Source organism: Streptomyces sp. NPDC042002 (genome assembly GCF_055588305.1).
Window position 1 is genome coordinate 157,542 of the sequence record NZ_JBVJCT010000016.1, and the last position, 18,814, is coordinate 176,355.

Below are 18,814 nucleotides of genomic sequence, written 5' to 3' on the forward strand. Positions count from 1 at the left end.
TGCCCATGAGCAGCTCGGCGAGCAAGGCCGTGAACGGCGGCATCTCCTTCTGGTACGCGGACGACGGCCTCCCCGCCCCCCGGGAGCCGCTGCCCGGCGACGCGTCCGCCGACGTCGTCGTGGTCGGCGGCGGCTACACCGGACTGTGGACCGCGTACTACCTGAAGAAGGCGGCCCCCTCCCTGCGCGTCACCGTCCTGGAGCAGAAGTTCTGCGGCTACGGCGCCTCCGGGCGCAACGGCGGCTGGCTCTACAACGGCATCGCGGGCCGCGACCGGTACGCGAGGCTGCACGGCCAGGAGGCGGCCGTACGCCTCCAGCGAGCCATGAACGACACCGTGGACGAGGTCGTCAAGGTGGCCGCCGAGGAGGGCGTCGAGGCCGACATCCACCAGGGCGGCGTCCTCGAAGTGGCGTACACGCCCGCCCAGTTGGCCCGGCTCAAGGCCTTCCACGCGCACGAGCTGTCGTTCGGCGAGAAGGACCGCGAGCTGTACGGCGCGAAGGAGACCGCCGAGCGGATCCGGGTCGCCGACGCGGTGGGCTCGGCCTGGACCCCGCACGGGGCCCGGCTGCACCCGGTGAAGCTGGTCAAGGGCCTCGCCGCGACCGTCGAGGCACTGGGCGTCACCATCCACGAGCAGACACCGGTGACCGAGATCCGCCCGCGGCAGGCGGTGACGCCGTACGGCACCGTCCGCGCCCCCTACGTCCTGCGCTGCACCGAGGGCTTCACCGCGAACCTCAAGGGCCAGAAGCGCACCTGGCTGCCGATGAACTCCTCGATGATCGCGACGGAGCCGCTGACCGCCGGCCAGTGGGCGGAGATCGGCTGGGAGGGCCGCGAGACGCTCGGCGACATGGCGCACGCCTACATGTACGCCCAGCGCACCGCCGACGGCCGCATCGCGCTCGGTGGCCGCGGTGTCCCGTACCGCTTCGGCTCGCGCACCGACAACGACGGCACCACCCAGCAGTCGACCATCGACGCCCTGTACGAGATCCTGGTCCGCTTCTTCCCGTCGCTCGCCGGCGTCCAGGTGGCCCACGCCTGGTCGGGCGTGCTCGGCGTCCCGCGCGACTGGTGCGCCACGGTCACCCTGGACCGGGCGACGGGCCTCGGCTGGGCCGGCGGATACGTCGGCTCCGGCGTCGCCACCACCAACCTCGCCGCCCGCACCCTGCGCGACCTCGTGCGGCAGGACTCCGGCCAGGCGGGCGCGACCGACCTGACCGCCCTGCCCTGGGTGAACCACAAGGTCCGCAAGTGGGAACCGGAGCCCTTCCGCTGGATCGGCGTCCACGGCATGTACGCGACCTACCGCACGGCCGACCGCCGCGAACAGGCCACCCACAGCCCGGAGTCGTCCCGGCTGGCCCGGCTCGCGGACCGGGTGTCGGGGCGCCACTGACCGGTCCCGGCGGCCGAGGTCGGCCCGGTCCCGGCGGTCCGGCCGGGGAGTCCGCGCCGGACCCCCGGGATCCGAGCCGGTGCCGTCAGCCCACGGACTCCGGGACCGCCGTGCTCGACGCCGCGTACTTCGGGGCCTTGGCCGTGACCATGAGCCCCGCGACCAGGCCGGCCAGCAGCAGGATGCCGGTGGCCCACCAGATGGCCACGGTGTAGCCGTGGACGACGCCCTCACGGACGATCAGCGCCTTCTGGGACGGGTTGTGGAGATGGGCGGCGATGTAGGCCGTGCTGGTCGTGGTGGCGATGGTGTTCAGCAGCGCCGTACCGATCGAACCGCCCACCTGCTGCGAGGTGTTGACCGTCGCGGAGGTCACGCCCGCGTCCTGCGGGGCGACCCCGGCGGTCGCGGTGGCGAAGACCGGCATGAAGACCAGGCCCATGCCGAGACCCATCAGGAGCAGACCGGGCAGCAGCTGGCCCGCGTAGTCGGAGTTGACCGTGAGCTGCGTGAAGATCACCATGCCGCCGGCGGCGAGGACCGCGCCCGGCACCATCAGTATGCGCGGCGCCACATGGGGCAGCAGCCGCGCCGAGATCTGCGTCGAACCGATGATGATCGCGACGGTCAGCGGCAGGAACGCGAGACCGGTCTTGACCGGCGAGTATCCGAGGATGACCTGGAGGTAGTAGGTCATGAACAGGAACATGCCGAACAGGGCGATGACCGCGAGCCCCATCGTCAGGAAGCAGCCGGCACGATTGCGGTCCTTGACGATGTGCAGCGGCAGGAGCGGGCTCGGTGCCCTGTTCTGCCACCACACGAACGCGACCAGCAGTGCGGCCCCGCCCGCGATGAGGCCCAGCACCAGCGGGTCCGACCAGCCGCGCGAGTTCGCCTCGCTGACCCCGTAGACGATCGCCACCAGTCCGCCGCAGCCCAGCACCGCGCCGGGCACGTCGAGGTGGACGTTCTTGAAGCCCGGCCGGTCCCGCAGCAGTCCGAACGCGCCGATGACCGTGATGACCGCGATGGGGATGTTGACGTACAGGCACCAGCGCCAGTTCAGGTACTCCGTCAACAGGCCGCCCACGATGAAGCCGATCGCCGCACCCGAGCCCGCCAGCGCTCCGTAGACACCGAAGGCCTTACCGCGTTCCCTCGGATCGGTGAACGTCGTGGTCAGCAGGGACAGTGCGGACGGCGCGAGCAGGGCGGCGAAGGCACCCTGGAGGGCGCGGGCGCCGAAGAGCATGCCGGACGTGGTGGCCGCGCCGCCGATCCCGGACGCGACGGCGAAGCCGATCAGCCCGATGACGAACGTGCGTTTGCGGCCGACGAGGTCGGCGATCCGGCCGCCGAGCAGCAGCAGCCCGCCGAAGGCCAGCGTGTAGGCCGTGATGACCCACTGCCGGTTCCCGTCGGACATGCCGAGGTCGTGCTGCGCGGAAGGGAGCGCGATGTTCACGATGGTCGCGTCCAGCACGACCATCAACTGGGCCAGCGCGATGATCACCAACGCCCACCAGCGATGGGGGTCGGGACCCACGGGCGCCTCTGGTTCACCTGTCCGGGTGACACTCATTCGCCCAGAAGACCATGAAACAGGATGGGTCGCATCTTTGGACGACATGGCTTCGCGGGACGCGTTCCACGGGCTCGCGGTCATGGTTCCAGCACCACCTTTCCGATCGTGGCCCTGTTCTCCAGGGCCCGGTGCGCCGAGGCCGCCTCGGCGAGGGGGAAGCGGGTGACGGCCGGGGTGAGGCGTCCGGCCGCGGCCTCGGCCAGGGCCCGCAGTTCCAGGGTTCGTGCGGGGTCGGGTCCGCCGGCCTTGCGCATCATCACGGGGCCGAGCACCTGCTCGGACACCCCTTCCACGAGGTACGGGGAGCCGTCTCGGATGCCCTCGCCCGACCAGCCGAAGACGATGTGCCGGCCGCCGGGACCGAGCAGTCCGACGGCGTCCCGGGCGATGTCGCCGCCGACGCCGTCGAGCACGACGGTCGCCGCCCGGCCGCCGAGGTGCGCGCGGACCTTCTCCGGCCAGCCGGGGTCGGTGTAGTCGACGGCCGGATCGGCGCCGTTCGCGCGGGCCCGCGCCACCTTCTCCGGGCCGCCCGCGAGGCCGACCACGGTCGCGCCCGCGTGGTGCGCGTACTGCACGAGGAGCGTGCCGATGCCGCCCGCCGCCGCGGGTACGACGACCACGGCGGAGGGGCCGAACTCGGCGAACTGCACGATCCCCATGGCCGTACGGCCGGTCCCGATCATGGCGACGGCCTGCGCGAAGTCGAGGTTCGCGGGAATGTCGTGAAGGCGCTCGACGTCCGTGACGGCCAGTTCGGCGTAGCCCCCGGGGGCGAAGCCGAGGTGGGCGACGACGCGTCTGCCGAGCCACAGCGCGGCGACGCCCTCGCCGAGGGACTCGACGGTTCCCGCGACCTCGCGGCCGGGGACGGTCGGCAGCGTGGGCGCCGGGGCCGGGCCGCCCCGCATCCCCTCGCGCAGGGCGGTGTCCAGGAGATGGACGCCGGCGGCGGCCACGGCGATACGGACCTGTCCCGGCCCCGGCTCGGGGTCCTCGGTCCGCTCGTGGACGAGGTTCTCGGCGGGACCGAAGGCGTGCAGGCGGATCGCGTACATAGGGGGCTCCTCAGCGTCTACGAGGTCTGCGAGGCGGCGGGGCCCCGCGGGTCCGTGAGACCCCGCGAGGTCCGCGAGGTCCGTGTGGCCACGGGAGCGTCTCGCGAGGTCGGGTGAGTAACCACTTTTCGACCTCAAGCTCGCTTGAGGTCAAGACGCTCCCGGATGCGCAGGGCCAGTGCCACGGCCTCCGTCGCGCTGTTGAAGGACACCTCCGAGAGCACCCCGGGGGCGGCGACCTGGTCGCCCACGAGATAGACGCCGTCACCGCGGTCGACGCGCGGGCGGTCCCGCCAGCTCGTGCCGGGCAGGTCGACCGCGCCCGTACGGCCGTTCGCGACGCTCGCGCGCCGCCAGGTGACCCGCTCGCGCCAGCCCTCGAAGGCGAGGTCGAGCAACGCCTCGGCGCGGGCGACGCCGTGCGCCCCCGTCTCGCCCGGGGCGATCGGGATCTGACCCTGGAGGAGCTGCTCCCCGGCCGGGGCGAGGGTGCGGTCCCGGGCGGTGAACCGTTCGATCCAGCCCGGCGCGTCCAGGTCGGAGACGGCGAACGCGTCGCCACGGCGGCTCCGCAGCGCCAGGTCGACGAGGGCGGTACGGCCGCTCGGCCAGGTCAGCGACGCGTCCTTGAGGAGGCGGCGGGCGGCGTCGAGCGAGGTGGCCACGATGACCGGACCCCGGTCCGCGGGGACGGCGTCCACCCGGGCCAGCGTCTCCATCCGTACGCCGAGGTTCCAGGCCCGCCCCGCCATCCGGTCGATGACGTTCGCCCAGCCGCCCCGGGGGCAGTTCGCCTCCGTCGGCAGTCTCATGGCCCGGCGCAGCCGCTCCTGCACGAACGCCGCGGACAGCGAACCGGGATCGTGGTGGAAGAGGGCGACGGCGGAGTAGTGGGCGGCGGCCAGCGCGCCCTCCGCGCCGGCCTGCCCGGTCGCCCAGGTCATGAAGTCGACGTCCGCGGGGGCCTGCTGGCAGGAGCGGCGCAGCAGCTTGAGCATCGCGAAGGGCGGGGTGCGGCGCAGCGCGCCCTTGTGGCGCAGCCGCAGCCGGGCCGCCTCCAGGGACCTGATCGGGGCGAGCGCCCCGATCAGGTCCCGCTGTTTGAGCCAGGTCCAGTGCGGCCCGGCGCTGTAGAGGGCGTGCGGTCCCTCGTTCGTCCGGTACGGCCCCTCGGCGGTCCTGGCCCGCCCGCCGAGGGTGTGGTGAGCTTCGTGGACGGTGACCTCGGCGCCCGCCTCGGCGGCGGTGATGGCGGCGGTGAGTCCGGCGAAGCCGCCGCCGATGACGGTGATGCGGTGCATGGCTGGAGGTCTCCTCTGCTCGGGGTCGGTGCTCGGGGTCCGGTCCGCGGGTCCTTCGGTGCTCTGCCAGCAGGCCTTCCTGTGCGTACGACGGGATGGGGGCCCGGAATGTGACATGTCGGGGCCCGGAAGGTGACATGCGGGGAGTTCTCGCAGGCCGGCGCCGATTGTCAGTGGGGGCGGGCAGGATGGGGGCATGGCGAGGAGAGTGGCGGGCGGGCGCGGCGGGACGGGTGCGAAGGCGCCCGGGACGGGGATCAAGGCGGCACGGCGGCCGGAGGTGCGGCTGCCGGCGCTGGAGCCGTACGACGGCGCGGAGCTGGAGCCCGACGGCGACTACGACGGGCTGGAGTTCCGGGACGCGGACTTCGCCGGACAGGACGGCGGGGGAGCCCGCTTCATGGACTGCGCCCTGACGGGCTGCGCGCTGGACGAGACGCGGCTGCACCACGCGCGCGTGCTGGACTCGGTCCTGACGGGCATACGGGGCGTGGGCACCGACCTCGCCGAGTCGACACTGCGTGACGTCGAGGTGATCGACGCCCGGCTCGGCGGAGTGCAGCTGCACGGCTCCGTCCTGGAGCGGGTGGTCGTGCGCGGCGGGAAGATCGACTATCTGAATCTGCGCAAGGCGAGACTCAAGGACGTCGTCTTCGAGAGCTGTGTCCTGGTCGAGCCGGACTTCGGGGGCGCCCGCCTGGAGCGGGTGGAGTTCGTGGACTGCGTCCTGAAGGGGGCGGACCTCACCGAGGCCACCCTCGTGGACGTGGACCTGCGCGCGGCGGCGGAACTGGACATCGCGCGGGGCGTGGAGCGGCTCGCGGGCGCGGTCATCAGCACGGCCCAGCTCCTGGACCTGGCGCCGGTGCTGGCGGCGGCGCTGGGGGTCAGGGTGGAAGGCTAGGACCTGTCAGGACCGGCCCGCCGGACGCCCGGGCTCAGGGGCGCGGGTCACCCCGGGTAGGGATCCATCGAGGGGATCTCCTTGTCCCGGTGGCCCGCCTTGCAGCCCGCGAAGGGGCCGGCGGGGTCGCGCAGCGCGGCCATGACATGGGTGAGGTGGTCGCGGTGCCACAGCGCGGGACCGCTCAGCCCGGCCGCCTGCCCGGTCAGCTCCTGCCAGGTCATCCACAGGCCGTAGAACTGGGCCACCGCTTCGGGGTGCCGCCACCAGCTCGCGCACCAGGGCGCCGTCGAGGTGACCTCGCGGCCGTACACCGGCAGCAGGAGGTGCCGCACCCACAGGGTCAGCCGGAAGAGGGCGTCGTCCTGTTCCGGGCCTTCCAGGTACAGGATGAACGGTGAGGTCCGGGGCGGCGGCGCCGGTTGTGGGGCGCTGCCGTCGGACGGGACGTCCGTGGCGGGGGCGGCCTCCTCCGGGTGCTGGAGTTCTCGGCCGTGCTCGTCGCCCTCGGGGACGCCGGTCAGGGTGGCGTTCTCTGGCATGCGGGGATGTCCTCGGGACCGGAGGGAAGGTGGAGGGGCAGCCGCTGCCGGGACGCCCCCTGCGAGGGCGTCCCGGGGACCGGCTGTCGGCTGATTCCTGGTTAGGGGGCGGCAGCGCCGCGCTTGGTGACGGCCGCCTTCGGCGGGGGCTTCTGGAGGGCCGAGGTCGTCGCCGTCGGCTGCGCGTTGGAGGACCCCGCACCGGGCGACTGCAAGGAGGCCACGCTCGCCGAGGGGGGAGAGGTGCTCGTCGGCACCGCGTGCATGGCGTAGGTGTTGGCGGGCAGGCTCGTGTTGCTGTTGCCCTGCCCCGCGCTGGCGCCGCTGGCTGTCTGGGACGGGGACTCGGTGAGCGGCAGGAAGCGTTCCTGCGTGGCGCGGTGGGTGAAGCTGACGGCACCGGCCAAGGCGGTGAACGACGCTCCCAATGTCGTCAGCTGCTGCGCCTGCTTCGGTGTCCTCGCGGGCTCGCCCGCCTGGGCGCTCGTCACGGTTCCGCCGATGGAGAACACGCTGGCCGCCAGGCTGATCGCGGCCTGGCCCCGCTTGACAGTGGGGTCGGAGTAGAGCTTGTAGGCGGTGGTACCGGCATTGAGTACCGTTTCGCCCGTCGCCAGGTAGGTCGACGCTTTCTGCAGGTGGGCCGACGTGGCACCCTCGGTGAAGGTCGCCGCGACCGTGGCGACGAGGGGGAGGGACTTCACCGCGAACGAAGCGATCTCCTCCGCATGCGCCTTGATCCATGCACCCGTGGCCTGGCTGTAGTTGTAGAGCTGCCCGGAAATGCCCTGCGCCACGAACTGAGGGGGCACGAGGTCGCCCGGCTCGAAGTAGATGCCGCGCTCCCGGTGGAGCGGCTCGGGGGGTTCGGGCATTTCGTGCGGGGCGGCGATGGCGATGGGGAGAGCCTCGGGTTCGCCGTCGCGGTTGATCGTGACGGCGACGAAGGGAATATTGGTGACACTCCTCGTCGACACGTTCGAATCGTCGCTGTCCGAACCTGTGGTGTCCCTCTGCGCCTCTAGGTCAGTCCTTCTTTTCTGGGGTGGCATCCGAGATTTCCTTCCGTGTGCCGGGAGTCGCTCTACGCGCAGCACAACGGACCCACGGTCCCGTCGGTTCAGGAGACGCGCGGGAAGCGGGCCTGGAGGGTCCAGATCGCCGGGTTCTCGGCGAGGTCGTCGTGCAGGTCGGTGAGGTCCGCGAGCAGGTCGTGCAGGAAGTCACGGGCCTCGCGGCGGAGCTCGGTGTGGGAGAAGGTCAGCGGTTCCTCGTCGCGATGCATCCAGTCGGCCTCGACGTCCACCCAGCCGAAGCGGCGCTCGAAGAGCATGCGGTCGGTCGACTCGGTGAAGTCCAGCTCCGCCTGCTGGGGGCGCGAGGCCCGGCTGCCGAGCGGGTCGCGGTCGAGCTGCTCCACGATGTCGCACAGCGCCCACGCGAAGTCGAGCACCGGCACCCATCCCCAGCCCGTGGACACCTCGCGGTCCGTCTTGGTGTCGGCGAGGTAGACGTCGCCGCAGAACAGGTCGTGCCGCAGCGCGTGGACGTCCGCGCGGCGGTAGTCGGTCTGCGGGGGGTCGGGGAAGCGGTTGGAGAGGGCGTAGCCGATGTCGAGCACGAGGTGATGGTGTCACGCCGGGGGTGCCGCTTCCCGACCGGTGGTTTCCGGCCGCCCGCGGGGTATCGGGCCGGGGGGTCAGGGCTGCCCCGGGCACGGGGCCGGGGCTTCGGGGAGGAGCCTCCGGCGTGTGGCGTCGAAGGGTGGGGGCAGCACGGCGGGCGGGACCGGGGCCTGTTGCCGAGCCGGTGGCACGGCGGAGGTTTCCGGTCGCCGCGGGGAGCCCTCGGCCAACGGGCGCCGACTCGCCCCGCCCCTGGGGGAGCGGCGCCCTAGGATCGCGGATGTGCCCCGATCCTCCGTCACCGTCCCCTTTGCCCTGGCCCTCACGCTCGTCGCCGGCCTCACCGCCTGCGGCGGGGACGACGTGCGCGGCAAGCCCGGCGCCGCCGGTGTCGGCGACCCGTACTTCCCGAAGATGGGCAACGGCGGGTACGACGTCACGCACTACGGCCTGACCCTCGCCTACGACCCCCGGGACAAGCGGCTGACGGGGACGGCCGAGATCACCGCGCGGGCCCTTGAGGACCTCAGCGCCTTCCGTCTCGACCTGCTGGGGCTGCACGTCTCCGACGTCACCGTCGAGGGCCGGAGCGCCGGCTGGAGCCGGGCGGGCCAGGAGCTGACCGTGCGCCCGCACGACGACCTGGGCAAAGGGAAGACGTTCAGGACGACGGTCCGCTACTCCGGCACCCCCGAGACGATCACCGACCCCGACAACTCCAAGGAGGGCTGGCTGCGCACGGCCGACGGCGCCCTCGCCCTCGGGGAGCCCACGGGGTCGATGGCCTGGTTCCCCGGCGACCACCACCCCTTCGACAAGGCGGCGTACGACGTCAGGATCACCGTCCCGAAGGGTCTCCAGGCCGTCTCCAACGGCGAGCTGACGAGCGAGACGACCGCGAAGGGCCGTACGACGTACGCCTGGCACACGGCCGAACCCATGGCGAGCTATGTCGCCACGCTCGCGATCGGCCGGTACGACATCACCCGCTCGACGACGAGGAACGGGCTGCCGGTCTACGTGGCGGTGGACCCGACACAGACGCGGGCGAGCAGGAAGGTGCTCGGAGGGATCCCCGGGATCATGGACTGGGAGGAGCACGACTTCGGCCCGTACCCCTTCTCCTCCACCGGGGCGATCGTGGACCGCCCCGACGACGCGGGCTACGCCCTGGAGACCCAGACGCGCCCCGTCTTCCCCGGCGCACCCGACACCAGGACCCTGGTCCACGAACTGGCCCACCAGTGGTTCGGCGACTCGGTCACCCCGAAGTCCTGGCGGGACATGTGGCTCAACGAGGGGTTCGCCACCTACGCGGAGTGGCTGTGGCAGGAGGACCACGGCGGCGACTCGGCCGACAAGATCTTCAACTCCCTCTACAAGGGCGACTATTACGAGCCGGTCGACAACGGCGAGGTCTGGGCCTTCCCGCCCGCCGACCCTCCCGGTGCCGCGCAGATCTCCGACCCGCCCGTCTACTACCGCGGCGCGATGGTCCTGCACAAGATTCGCCGGCTGGTGGGCGACGACACCTTCTACGACATCGTCCAGGGCTGGGCCGCCACCCATCGCCACGCGAACGCGGACACGGCCGACTTCACGGCGTACGTCGAGAAGACCGCGCCGGACAAGGACTTCAGCGGAATCTGGAAGGACTGGCTGTACGGAAAGGGCAAGCCGGCCCATCCCTGAGCCGCCGGGCACCACGGGCGTCGTGGGCGGTGCGGTTGCCGGGTGTCGCGGGCGGGCGGCCCCATGAGAGGAGCCCCCGGCCGAAGTCCGGGGGCTCCTCTCATGGGGCGGGTGCTCAGGATCAGACGCTGACGCCGAAGTCCTGCGCGATGCCCACCAGGCCCGAGGCGTAGCCCTGGCCGACCGCGCGGAACTTCCACTCCGCGCCGTTGCGGTAGAGCTCGCCGAAGACCATGGCGGTCTCGGTGGCCGCGTCCTCGGAGAGGTCGTAGCGGGCGATCTCGGCGCCGCCGGCCTGGTTCACGATGCGGATGTACGCGTTGCGGACCTGGCCGAAGTTCTGCGAGCGGTTCTCCGCGTCGTAGATGGAGACCGGGAAGACGATCTTCTCGACGTCGGCGGGCAGGCCCGCCAGGTTGACGTTGATCGCCTCGTCGTCGCCGGCGCCCTCACCCGTCGTGTTGTCGCCGGTGTGGACGATGGTCTGGTCCGGCGTCTGCTTGTTGTTGAAGAAGACGAAGTGGGCGTCCGAATAGACCTTGCCCTGGGGGTTGACCGCGATGGCCGAGGCATCGAGGTCGAAGTCGGTGCCCGTGGTGGTGCGGACATCCCAGCCGAGGCCCACGGTGACGGCGGTCAGGCCCGGAGCCTCCTTGGTGAGCGAGACGTTGCCACCCTTGGACAGGCTTACAGCCATTGTTGGGAGTCCCTTCCCTCGTGACGTACGGGCTTCGTACTGGGGACGAAGCTACCGTCACCTCTATGAACGCCAAGGGGGGTACCCGAGGTTCCGTCTGTCTTTACCTTTTTTACCCAGACTCCCCTCTTCACCCCGAGAGACGCGCTTCACCCCGAGAGACGCCGAAAACAGGGTGACGCGGACCGGCCGGGCACGCGACCATGAACACATGTCCGGTCCCTATGTCATCCGCGGCTCCGTCTCCCTGCCCGAGGCCGAGCTCATGTGGCGTTTCTCGCGCTCCGGCGGGCCGGGCGGGCAGCACGTCAACACCAGCGACTCGCAGGTCGAGCTCCGTTTCGACCTCGCGAACACCGAGGCGCTGCCGCCCGTGTGGAAGGACCGCGCGCTCGCGAAGCTGGAGGGGCGGCTCGTCGACGGGGTCATCAGTGTCCGGTCCTCCGAGCACCGCTCCCAGTGGCGCAACCGCGAGACGGCGGCCGTGCGCCTGGCCTCCCTCCTCGCCGAGGCCACCGCGCCGCCGCCCAAGCCGCGCCGCGCCACCCGTATCCCCCGGGGCATCAACGAACGCCGTCTGCGCGAGAAGAAGCAGCGCTCCGACACCAAGCGCGGACGCACCGGCCGCGACTGGGGCTAGACCGGCCGGACCCCCGCTCCCCGGCCGGCTGTCACATCTCCGCCGCGCGGTCCGTCACCTCCGTGACGGCTCGCGACAAGGAGTGGTGACCAGCGATGAGCGACAGCGCCCACGAGGACTTCCCGAAGGACGCGCGGACGGCGGACGGCGGGGGAGCGCACGCGCGGGACGGCATCGAGTTCCTCGCCGCGCGGTTCGAGAGCCACCGGAGCCGGCTGCGTGCCGTCGCCTACCGCATGCTCGGCTCGTTCGCCGAGGCCGACGACGCCGTGCAGGAGGCGTGGCTGAAGCTCAGCCGCGCCGACGCGAACGGGGTCGACAACCTCGGGGGCTGGCTGACGACCGTGGTGGGCCGGGTCTGCCTGGACATGTTGCGATCGCGCAGGACTCGCAGGGAGGAGCCGCTGGAGCCGGCGGCGGAGTGGCAGGGGGTGCGGATGCCCGATCCGGTGCTCAGTCCCCTCGGCGGGGTCGACCCGGAACAACAGGCGCTGATCGCCGACTCGGTCGGCCTCGCGCTGCTCGTCGTCCTGGAGACGCTGACCCCCGCCGAGCGGCTCTCCTTCGTTCTGCACGACCTGTTCGCCGTGCCCTTCGACGAGATCGCGGCCGTCCTGGGCCGGACCCCCGCGGCCTCCCGCCAGCTCGCCAGCCGGGCCCGCCGCCGGGTACAGGGCGGCGTGCCGGTGTCGGACGCCGATCCGGCCCAGCAGCGGGAGGTCGTCGAGGCGTTTCTCGCGGCGGCCCGCGACGGAGACTTCGAGGCGCTCGTCGCCGTCCTGGACCCGGATGTCGTGGCCCGCTCCGAGCGGGGTGTGACGACCGGCGCCGTCGCCGTGGCGTCCAACGCGATCAGCTTCGCGCACCTGGCCCATATCGCGCGGCCCGCCCTCGTGAACGGCGTCGCGGGTGTCGTGCTGGTCGTCGAGGGACGCCCGGCCGGTGTTCTCGCCTTCACGGTCGTACACGGCAGGATCGCCGTGATCGACAGCGTCAACGACCCGGAGCGGCTGGCGGTTCTCGGCGTCACCGTCCTGGACCGCTGAGGCGGCCGATCCAGTGGTCGGGCGGTCCCTGCGGGAGGCCGGCCCGGCCGGTCGGCCTCAGCCCAGTTGGCGGTAGCGGCCCTTGAAGTACGTGAGGGGACCGCCGTCGGCGCTCGGTACGTGGGCCGTCAGGACGCGGCCGATGACGAGGGTGTGGTCGCCCGCGGGGATCCGCTGCTCGGTGCGGCACTCCAGGGTCGCCAGGGCGCCGCCCACCAGCAGCGCCCCGGACACCTCGCCGCGGACGTAGGGGATGTCCTCGAAGAGGAGCCGGTCGCTGATCCGGCCCTTCATGGAGAAGCGGCCCGCGATGTGGCGCTGGCTCTCCGAGAGCACGGAGACGCCCCACAGGGGCTGTTCGTCGAGCAGGTCGTCCATCCGCGAGCCCTCGCGCAGGCTGACGAGGACGAGTGGCGGGTCCAGGGAGACGGACATGAACGCGGTCGCGGTCATGCCGACGTCCTCGCCGCCCGGTCCGTCCGGGGCCAGCGCGGGCTCGTGCGCGGTCACCAGGACCACACCCGCCGCCAGCCGGGTCATGGCGGCGCGGAACTCGTCGTTGCTCACCCCCTCAGCATGCACGGACGGGGTGAGGGGAAGGGCAGGGGAAGTCGTGAGCACGCCGGAACGCTAGTCTCCGCTCCGGGGACGGCGCATCGGACCTCGGCCCGAACCGGGACCTAGGTCCGGGGACGGAGCCGGAGCCCGGAACGGCGCCGGAGCCGGGGCGGGGCGGGGTGGACGGAAGCGGAGACGGGGACGGCCGTACTCTCATCCGTACTCATTCAGCGGGCGCAAGAGTGCACAGCTTCTGCACAGTCGCCCAATAATGCATTCGGTAAACGCACACTGAAATGCAGAAACTCCACTCAATTGCTCAGGTTCCGCTGTGACTTGAGTCACAGGGTCGATATTTTGTTGACCCTGTGTACCGAGTGCGGAGCGCGCTGTGATTCAGTGGCGGGGGCGTTACGCGGGAAGCTACCAAGCAGTACGGCGCGAAGCGGTTCACGGGAAGCGCCGAGCAGTCAGCACGGAACCGAAAAGCACCTAGTACGCCGAGAGAACCCTGGAGTTGCTGCGAGGTCTCGAGGGGAGGGCGAATGGAGACCGAGTCGGAGCCCTACGTCCGTCTTGCGACCCTGCGGCAACTGCACCAGGTGATGGCGGACATGAACACCGCCCGCAGCCTGGCCGACACGCTGCAGACCGTCGCCGACGGCGTGGTCACCGGGCTCGGCTACGAGCTGGCCTGCGTCAACCTCGTACGCCCCGACGGTGACCTCGTGGTCGCCGCTCTCGCCGGGAACTCCGCCGCCGAGGCCCTCATCACCGGCCGCGTCGGCTCCCGTGCCTCCTGGGACCGCCGGCTGACCATGGGCGAGGCCTGGGGCGACCTGCGGTTCATACCGCACACCGAGGGCTGGGTCCTCGACGAGGACGACGTACCGCAGTGGTACACCGACGGTCCCGCGCCCCGCTTCGAGGACGAGTGGCACCCCTCCGACCGCCTCTTCGCGCCGATGCACACCCCGAGCGCCTCCAACGGCGGCAGCGGCCACGGCGAGCTGATCGGCGTGCTGTCCGTGGACCGGCCGCGCAACGGCCGCAGGCCGGGCGCCTGGGGCCGAGAGGCCCTCCAGATGTACGCCTTCCAGGCCGCCATCGCTATCAGCAACGCACGTCTACGCGCGAATATGCAGCGCGCGCTGGTCCGACTGGAACGCGAGCAGCAGGCCCTGCGCGCCAGCGAGGAGTCCTTCCGGCAGGCCTTCGAGTACGCCCCCTCCGGCATGGCGATCGCCGAGATGGGCGGCGACCAGCACGGCCGGATCCTGCGCACCAACGACGCCCTGTGCCGGCTCCTCGGCCGGCCCGCCTCCGCGATGCGCCGCTACTCCTTCTCCGACCTCGTGCACCCCGAGGACATCGGCACCCTGCTGCGGACCTCGGCCGAGGGCGGCCGGGCCGAGCTGCGGCTCGGGCGCCGCGACGGCACCTACGTCTGGGTCCACCTGCGCAACTCCGTCGTCGCGGACGCCGCCGACGGTCCCCGCTTCCTGCTCACCCACGTCGAGGACATAGAGGACCGCAAGCGCCGTGAGCTCCAGCTCGCGCACCGCGCCTCGCACGACGCCCTCACCGGTCTGCCCAACTCCGCCGAGCTGCGCTCCCGGCTCGGCGCCCGCCTCTGCCGGCGCCCGCAGTCCCTGCCGCCCGGCGCGGTCGCCTCGCTGGACGCGGCGTACGGGCACGGGGACTTCGCGGGCCCGGCGACCGGCGAATTCGACGAGAACGGCCACCCCGCCTACGACGGGAACGGGCACGGCTTCGACTTCCGTGCCGACGCCGAGGCGTTCGACGCCTTCGACCACCATGTGCACACCATCGCCCCGGAGGGTGAGACGGACGACGGCGCCAAGGGGCTCGCGGTGCTCTTCTGCGACCTCGACGGCTTCAAGTCGATCAACGACCGGTTCGGGCACAACGCGGGTGACGAGGTTCTCATCGAGGTCGCCCGCCGGCTCACCCACGGGGTCCGGGACGGCGACACGGTGGCCCGGCTCGGCGGCGACGAGTTCGTGGTGCTCGCCGACGGCCTCGGCCGGGCGGACGCCCAGGACCTCGCCGTACGCCTGCGGAACGCGATCATTCCTCCCATCAGGGTCGATGGACGGGCCGTCCGCGTGGGCGCGAGTTTCGGCATCGGGTGGGCGCACTGTGGCATGACGGCGGACGAGGTGTTGAAATCCGCTGACGAACGGATGTACGTGGAGAAACGTTCTCGTCCCAAACAGCACAGGCGTGCGGGATAAGACACAGGTCAGCAGGTTCTTGCGGTGAAGGCCCCCCGTTTGGTCCAGCGAAACCGGGTAGGCTCGCCATTCATTCGTGTACCGCATCAGAACCGCACCCGCTGAGGAGACCAAGGGATGACGCCCGGCAACAACGGCGCGAGCACGCCCGAGGACGACGACCCGTTCGGCTATCTCTACGCCGACGGTCAGGCCAACGGAGCCACGCCGCCCTCTGGAGGCGGCGGCTACGGCTATCCGGGCTCGGTCAACCGGGTGCGGGCGGTCGGCGAGCGCAAGTACGGCCAGCAGACCGCTCAGGGCACCTACGGCCAGCAGACCGCCCCCACCGCCCCGTACGGCCAGGTGCCGCAGCAGGGCGGCTACGGCCAGCCGAGCGCGCACTACGGCGCCCCCGAGACCGTTCCCGGCGGCGCGCAGACGGCGCGGACGCCGATGCCCGGTCTTGGTGACGGCGGCGGGCGCGGCCGTGGCCCGAACACCAAGGGCCTCCTCATCGGCGCGATCGCCGTGGTCGCGGCCGTCGTGATCGGCATCAGCGTCGCCATGCTGGGCGGCGGGGACGACGACAAGGGAGGCGACCAGGCGGGCACGACCCCGCAGGCTTCCCAGAGCGCGTCCCCGAGCGGGTCGGCGACGACGACACCGGGCGCCGCCGCGGAGCTCCCCAAGGCCGACGCGAAGGCGCTGAACCTGGGCACCGGCGTGACGACGGCGTCCGACGTCGAGGGCGCCCAGTCCGACGGCGGGGTCTACGTGTCCGGCCTGAACAGTCCGGGCGCCTCGGTGACCTGGACGTTCAACGGCATCCCCGAGGACGGCGCCTACACCCTGTTCGCGCGCTACAGCGTGCCCGGCCAGGACGCGTCGATGACGCTCACCGTCAACGGCAAGGTCTTCGGCTCCAAGCTGAGCATGAAGAACTACGCGCACGCCGCGGACGGCGACTTCGCCAAGGGCTGGACGAAGACCTACGCGTATCCCAGCCTCAACAAGGGCACCAACACGGTCACCCTCTCCTGCGGGGACGGCGACAGCTGCAACGTGCTGCTGGACCAGTTCTCGCTGAAGAAGGGGCAGGTCAAGAACTAGCCCCTGTAAGGGCCCTGGTGGGCTCTCAGGGCCTCTGAGCTCATCGGCCGCGAGGCGGTGACCGGCGCGCGTACGCGTCCCGGGAACCGCCTTCTTGCTGTCCCGCCTCCTGTTGTCCGGCTCCCGGCTCCCCCAAGGGACTACGCCGCGGCGGACTCCGTCGTCACCGTGATCCTGTCGAGCAGGCTCTCGTACAGCGCCCGGTCGAACTCGCCCGCCGTGGGCGCCGCCACGGTCGCTGTCGACAGGGCGACGGCACGGGCGAGGCGGGCCGGCCAGGGAAGCTTCTCGACCAGACCCGACAGCAGGCCCGCGACCGCCGAGTCGCCCGCGCCGGTCGGATTGCCGTGGGCACGGACGGGCGGGGTGGCCCGCCAATGGCCCTCGGGCGTGTGGGCGAGCAGCCCGTCCGCGCCGAGGGAGGCGACCACCGCGTGCGCACCGCGCCTGCGGGCGTTCCGGGTGGCCTGCAACGGCTCGTGGGAGCCGGTGAGTTCGGCGAGTTCGTCGGCGTTCGGCTTGACGATGTCGGGGCGGGCCGCGACCCCGCGGCGCAGCGGCTCGCCGCTGGTGTCCAGCAGTACCGGGACGGCCAAGGTGCGTGCGGTGCGGACGAGTTGGGCGTAGGCGCCGACCGGTACCCCCGGTGGCAGGCTGCCGCACAGGGCCACCGCCGAGGCGGAGCGCAGCAGATGCTCGTACGTCTCCTGGAAGGCCGCCCACTCGGCGGGGGTTATCGCCGGTCCCGGTTCGTTGAGCTGGGTCGTGTCACCGGTGGTCGTGTCGACCACGGCTATCGTGCGGCGCGTCGATCCCTCGACCGGGACGAGCGCGTCCACCACCCCGGCGGTCCCGGCCAGTTGGTCCCGTACCGCGCGGCCGGTCGCGCCGCCCGTGAAACCGGTGACCGTCACCTCGTGGCCGAGCGCGGCGAGCACCCGTCCCACGTTCAGGCCCTTGCCGCCCGGACGTTCGGTCACCTCGCTCACCCGGTGCGAGCTGTGCGGCCGCAGTGCCCGCACGCGATAGGTGATGTCGAGAGCGGTGTTCAGCGTGACCGTGAGGATCACCTGGGCCGACCTCCCCCGAAGAATGGTGTGACGTGGACGCCCCTCGGGCGCCCGCCGGTGGTTCCGGAGGCTCGATCATGCCAAACACAACGGCGGTCGGCCCAGTCCCCCCGGGCCAACCGCCGTGGACAACAAAGGAATGAATCACCTCAGTTGGGGATCGACCACCCATTCTCCGCCGCGCATCACGCCCTTGAGCGCGAAGTCGGCGTCGAGGACCACGAGGTCCGCGTCCTTGCCCGGTTCCAGGGAGCCCACCCGGTCGTACCGGCCGAGCAGTCGGGCGGGGTTGGCGGAGATGGCCGCCACGACGTCCTCGACCGGCAGCCTGTCGACCGTGACGGCGCGCTGGAAGGCGCGGTCGAGGGTGAGGGTGGAGCCCGCGATCGAACCGCCCTCCACCAGGCGGGCGACGCCGTCCGCGACCTCGACCTCCAGCGGGCCGAGCATGTAGCGGCCGTCGCCGAAGCCCGCCGCGTCCATCGCGTCGGTGATGAACGCGACCCGGCCGGGACCCGCGTGGTGGAACGCCAGCTCCAGCGAGGCGGGGTGCAGATGCGTGCCGTCGTTGATCAGCTCGACGGTGATCCGCTCGTCCTCCAGGAGGGCGGCGATGGGGCCGGGCGCGCGGTGTCCGAGCGCCGGCATCGCGTTGAACAGGTGCGTCGCCACGGTCGCGCCCGCGTCGATGGCCGCCTTCGTCTGCTCGTACGTCGCGTCGGTGTGCCCGATCGCGGCGATCACCCCGTGTTCGGCGAGCAGGCGTACGGAGTCGAGGCCGCCCGGCAGTTCGGGGGCGAGCGTGACCATGGCGGCCCGGCCGCGCGCCGCGTCGATCAGCTTGCGGACCTCCGCCGGGTCCGGGTCGCGCAGCAGGGCCTCGGAGTGCGCGCCCTTGCGGCACGGCGAGATGAACGGGCCCTCGAAGTGGATGCCCGCCAGGTCGCCCTGCTCGGCCAGTTCGGAGAGCATCCCGGCGCGCTCGGCGAGGCCGTGCATGTCACCGGTGACGGTCGAGGCGACGAGAGTCGTGGTGCCGTGCAGCCGGTGGGTGTGGATGCCCCGCAGGACGTCCTCGGCCGTTCCCGAGGTGAAGGAGGCGCCGCCACCGCCGTGGTTGTGGAGGTCGACGAAGCCGGGGACCACCCAGTGGCCGGACAGGTCGGTCACGGGCGTGTCCGCGGGGATTCCCCCAAGGACTCCGGCAGGTTGTGCCGAGGGGTCGCCCGCGTCGGCGATCCGCGGACCGTCGATGATCACGCGGCCGTCGTGCACGATCCCGGTGGGCAGTACCACCCGGGCGCCGGCGAGAACCTTGCTAGGGGCCATCG

17 protein-coding genes are annotated in these 18,814 nt (G+C 71.9%); 7 read left to right on the forward strand and 10 right to left on the reverse strand.

Features of this window, described 5'->3' with window-relative positions; translation table 11 throughout:
- Positions 1-5 precede the first annotated feature (5 nt).
- Positions 6-1,412 (forward strand): NAD(P)/FAD-dependent oxidoreductase, encoded by a 1,407-nt coding sequence (locus tag ACZ6KY_RS23995; RefSeq protein WP_469312326.1) that lies wholly within the window; start codon positions 6-8, stop codon positions 1,410-1,412.
- Between the two features lie 85 nt (positions 1,413-1,497).
- Here ACZ6KY_RS23995 and ACZ6KY_RS24000 read toward each other — a convergent pair whose 3' ends face one another.
- The 3 genes from ACZ6KY_RS24000 to ACZ6KY_RS24010 form a co-directional block, all read right to left on the reverse strand.
- Positions 1,498-2,997 carry an MFS transporter gene (locus tag ACZ6KY_RS24000; RefSeq protein WP_469312327.1) on the reverse strand — a complete coding sequence of 500 codons (1,500 nt, stop codon included), beginning with the start codon at positions 2,995-2,997 and terminating at the stop codon, positions 1,498-1,500.
- 80 nt (positions 2,998-3,077) lie between these two features.
- Positions 3,078-4,058: a zinc-binding dehydrogenase gene (locus ACZ6KY_RS24005; protein WP_469312328.1), complete on the reverse strand. Its 981-nt coding sequence runs from the start codon at positions 4,056-4,058 to the stop codon at positions 3,078-3,080.
- Positions 4,059-4,192: 134 nt separating this feature from the next.
- Positions 4,193-5,359: an NAD(P)-binding protein gene (locus tag ACZ6KY_RS24010; protein ID WP_469312329.1), complete on the reverse strand. Its 1,167-nt coding sequence runs from the start codon at positions 5,357-5,359 to the stop codon at positions 4,193-4,195.
- 196 nt (positions 5,360-5,555) lie between these two features.
- On the opposite strand from ACZ6KY_RS24010, the gene ACZ6KY_RS24015 reads away from it, so the two are divergent.
- The gene (locus tag ACZ6KY_RS24015; RefSeq protein WP_469312330.1) at positions 5,556-6,263 is read left to right on the forward strand and encodes a pentapeptide repeat-containing protein; all 708 of its coding nucleotides are present in this window, start codon (positions 5,556-5,558) and stop codon (positions 6,261-6,263) included.
- A gap of 47 nt (positions 6,264-6,310) precedes the next feature.
- Here ACZ6KY_RS24015 and ACZ6KY_RS24020 read toward each other — a convergent pair whose 3' ends face one another.
- The 3 genes from ACZ6KY_RS24020 to ACZ6KY_RS24030 all read right to left on the reverse strand — a co-directional run bounded on the left by ACZ6KY_RS24020 (position 6,311) and on the right by ACZ6KY_RS24030 (position 8,426).
- On the reverse strand, positions 6,311-6,805 hold the full coding sequence (locus tag ACZ6KY_RS24020; protein ID WP_469312331.1) for a DUF4913 domain-containing protein: 495 nt from the start codon (positions 6,803-6,805) through the stop codon (positions 6,311-6,313).
- Positions 6,806-6,906: 101 nt separating this feature from the next.
- On the reverse strand, positions 6,907-7,782 hold the full coding sequence (locus ACZ6KY_RS24025; RefSeq protein WP_469312332.1) for a hypothetical protein: 876 nt from the start codon (positions 7,780-7,782) through the stop codon (positions 6,907-6,909).
- Between the two features lie 143 nt (positions 7,783-7,925).
- Positions 7,926-8,426: a hypothetical protein gene (locus tag ACZ6KY_RS24030; protein ID WP_261701895.1), complete on the reverse strand. Its 501-nt coding sequence runs from the start codon at positions 8,424-8,426 to the stop codon at positions 7,926-7,928.
- Between the two features lie 286 nt (positions 8,427-8,712).
- Here ACZ6KY_RS24030 and ACZ6KY_RS24035 point away from each other — a divergent pair, with 286 nt between their 5' ends.
- Positions 8,713-10,122: a M1 family metallopeptidase gene (locus tag ACZ6KY_RS24035; RefSeq protein ID WP_469312333.1), complete on the forward strand. Its 1,410-nt coding sequence runs from the start codon at positions 8,713-8,715 to the stop codon at positions 10,120-10,122.
- A gap of 121 nt (positions 10,123-10,243) precedes the next feature.
- Here ACZ6KY_RS24035 and ACZ6KY_RS24040 read toward each other — a convergent pair whose 3' ends face one another.
- Entirely contained in the window at positions 10,244-10,819 is a 576-nt protein-coding gene (locus ACZ6KY_RS24040) for a TerD family protein (protein WP_355977504.1), read from the reverse strand.
- Between the two features lie 211 nt (positions 10,820-11,030).
- Between ACZ6KY_RS24040 and arfB the strand changes: the two genes are divergently transcribed.
- Complete coding sequence (gene arfB / locus ACZ6KY_RS24045) at positions 11,031-11,459, forward strand: alternative ribosome rescue aminoacyl-tRNA hydrolase ArfB (RefSeq protein WP_355841289.1); 429 nt, start codon at positions 11,031-11,033, stop codon at positions 11,457-11,459.
- Between the two features lie 95 nt (positions 11,460-11,554).
- Complete coding sequence (locus ACZ6KY_RS24050) at positions 11,555-12,505, forward strand: sigma-70 family RNA polymerase sigma factor (protein ID WP_469312334.1); 951 nt, start codon at positions 11,555-11,557, stop codon at positions 12,503-12,505.
- Positions 12,506-12,562: 57 nt separating this feature from the next.
- Here the strand turns inward: ACZ6KY_RS24050 and ACZ6KY_RS24055 are convergent, their stop codons facing one another.
- On the reverse strand, positions 12,563-13,045 hold the full coding sequence (locus ACZ6KY_RS24055; protein WP_469312352.1) for a flavin reductase family protein: 483 nt from the start codon (positions 13,043-13,045) through the stop codon (positions 12,563-12,565).
- A 563-nt stretch (positions 13,046-13,608) separates the two neighbouring features.
- On the opposite strand from ACZ6KY_RS24055, the gene cdgB reads away from it, so the two are divergent.
- Together cdgB and ACZ6KY_RS24065 are read left to right on the forward strand one after the other, a co-directional pair.
- Positions 13,609-15,321 carry a diguanylate cyclase CdgB gene (gene cdgB, locus ACZ6KY_RS24060; RefSeq protein WP_469312335.1) on the forward strand — a complete coding sequence of 571 codons (1,713 nt, stop codon included), beginning with the start codon at positions 13,609-13,611 and terminating at the stop codon, positions 15,319-15,321.
- A 117-nt stretch (positions 15,322-15,438) separates the two neighbouring features.
- Complete coding sequence (locus ACZ6KY_RS24065) at positions 15,439-16,413, forward strand: carbohydrate-binding protein (RefSeq protein ID WP_469312336.1); 975 nt, start codon at positions 15,439-15,441, stop codon at positions 16,411-16,413.
- Positions 16,414-16,553: 140 nt separating this feature from the next.
- Here ACZ6KY_RS24065 and ACZ6KY_RS24070 read toward each other — a convergent pair whose 3' ends face one another.
- Both ACZ6KY_RS24070 and nagA read right to left on the reverse strand, forming a co-directional pair.
- Positions 16,554-17,483: a 1-phosphofructokinase family hexose kinase gene (locus tag ACZ6KY_RS24070; protein ID WP_469312337.1), complete on the reverse strand. Its 930-nt coding sequence runs from the start codon at positions 17,481-17,483 to the stop codon at positions 16,554-16,556.
- A gap of 144 nt (positions 17,484-17,627) precedes the next feature.
- On the reverse strand, positions 17,628-18,812 hold the full coding sequence (nagA, locus tag ACZ6KY_RS24075; protein ID WP_469312338.1) for an N-acetylglucosamine-6-phosphate deacetylase: 1,185 nt from the start codon (positions 18,810-18,812) through the stop codon (positions 17,628-17,630).
- Positions 18,813-18,814: the final 2 nt, after the last annotated feature.

Excerpts from the sequence above, each read along its gene's own strand:
- ACZ6KY_RS23995 (WP_469312326.1), top strand. The coding sequence starts at position 6 with ATGAGCAGCTCGGCGAGCAAGGCCGTGAACGGCGGCATCTCCTTCTGG.
- ACZ6KY_RS24000 (WP_469312327.1), bottom strand. The coding sequence starts at position 2,997 with ATGAGTGTCACCCGGACAGGTGAACCAGAGGCGCCCGTGGGTCCCGAC.
- ACZ6KY_RS24005 (WP_469312328.1), bottom strand. The coding sequence starts at position 4,058 with ATGTACGCGATCCGCCTGCACGCCTTCGGTCCCGCCGAGAACCTCGTC.
- ACZ6KY_RS24010 (WP_469312329.1), bottom strand. The coding sequence starts at position 5,359 with ATGCACCGCATCACCGTCATCGGCGGCGGCTTCGCCGGACTCACCGCC.
- ACZ6KY_RS24015 (WP_469312330.1), top strand. The coding sequence starts at position 5,556 with ATGGCGAGGAGAGTGGCGGGCGGGCGCGGCGGGACGGGTGCGAAGGCG.
- ACZ6KY_RS24020 (WP_469312331.1), bottom strand. The coding sequence starts at position 6,805 with ATGCCAGAGAACGCCACCCTGACCGGCGTCCCCGAGGGCGACGAGCAC.
- ACZ6KY_RS24040 (WP_355977504.1), bottom strand. The coding sequence starts at position 10,819 with ATGGCTGTAAGCCTGTCCAAGGGTGGCAACGTCTCGCTCACCAAGGAG.
- arfB (WP_355841289.1), top strand. The coding sequence starts at position 11,031 with ATGTCCGGTCCCTATGTCATCCGCGGCTCCGTCTCCCTGCCCGAGGCC.
- ACZ6KY_RS24050 (WP_469312334.1), top strand. The coding sequence starts at position 11,555 with ATGAGCGACAGCGCCCACGAGGACTTCCCGAAGGACGCGCGGACGGCG.
- ACZ6KY_RS24055 (WP_469312352.1), bottom strand. The coding sequence starts at position 13,045 with ATGACCCGGCTGGCGGCGGGTGTGGTCCTGGTGACCGCGCACGAGCCC.
- cdgB (WP_469312335.1), top strand. The coding sequence starts at position 13,609 with ATGGAGACCGAGTCGGAGCCCTACGTCCGTCTTGCGACCCTGCGGCAA.
- ACZ6KY_RS24065 (WP_469312336.1), top strand. The coding sequence starts at position 15,439 with ATGACGCCCGGCAACAACGGCGCGAGCACGCCCGAGGACGACGACCCG.
- nagA (WP_469312338.1), bottom strand. The coding sequence starts at position 18,812 with ATGGCCCCTAGCAAGGTTCTCGCCGGCGCCCGGGTGGTACTGCCCACC.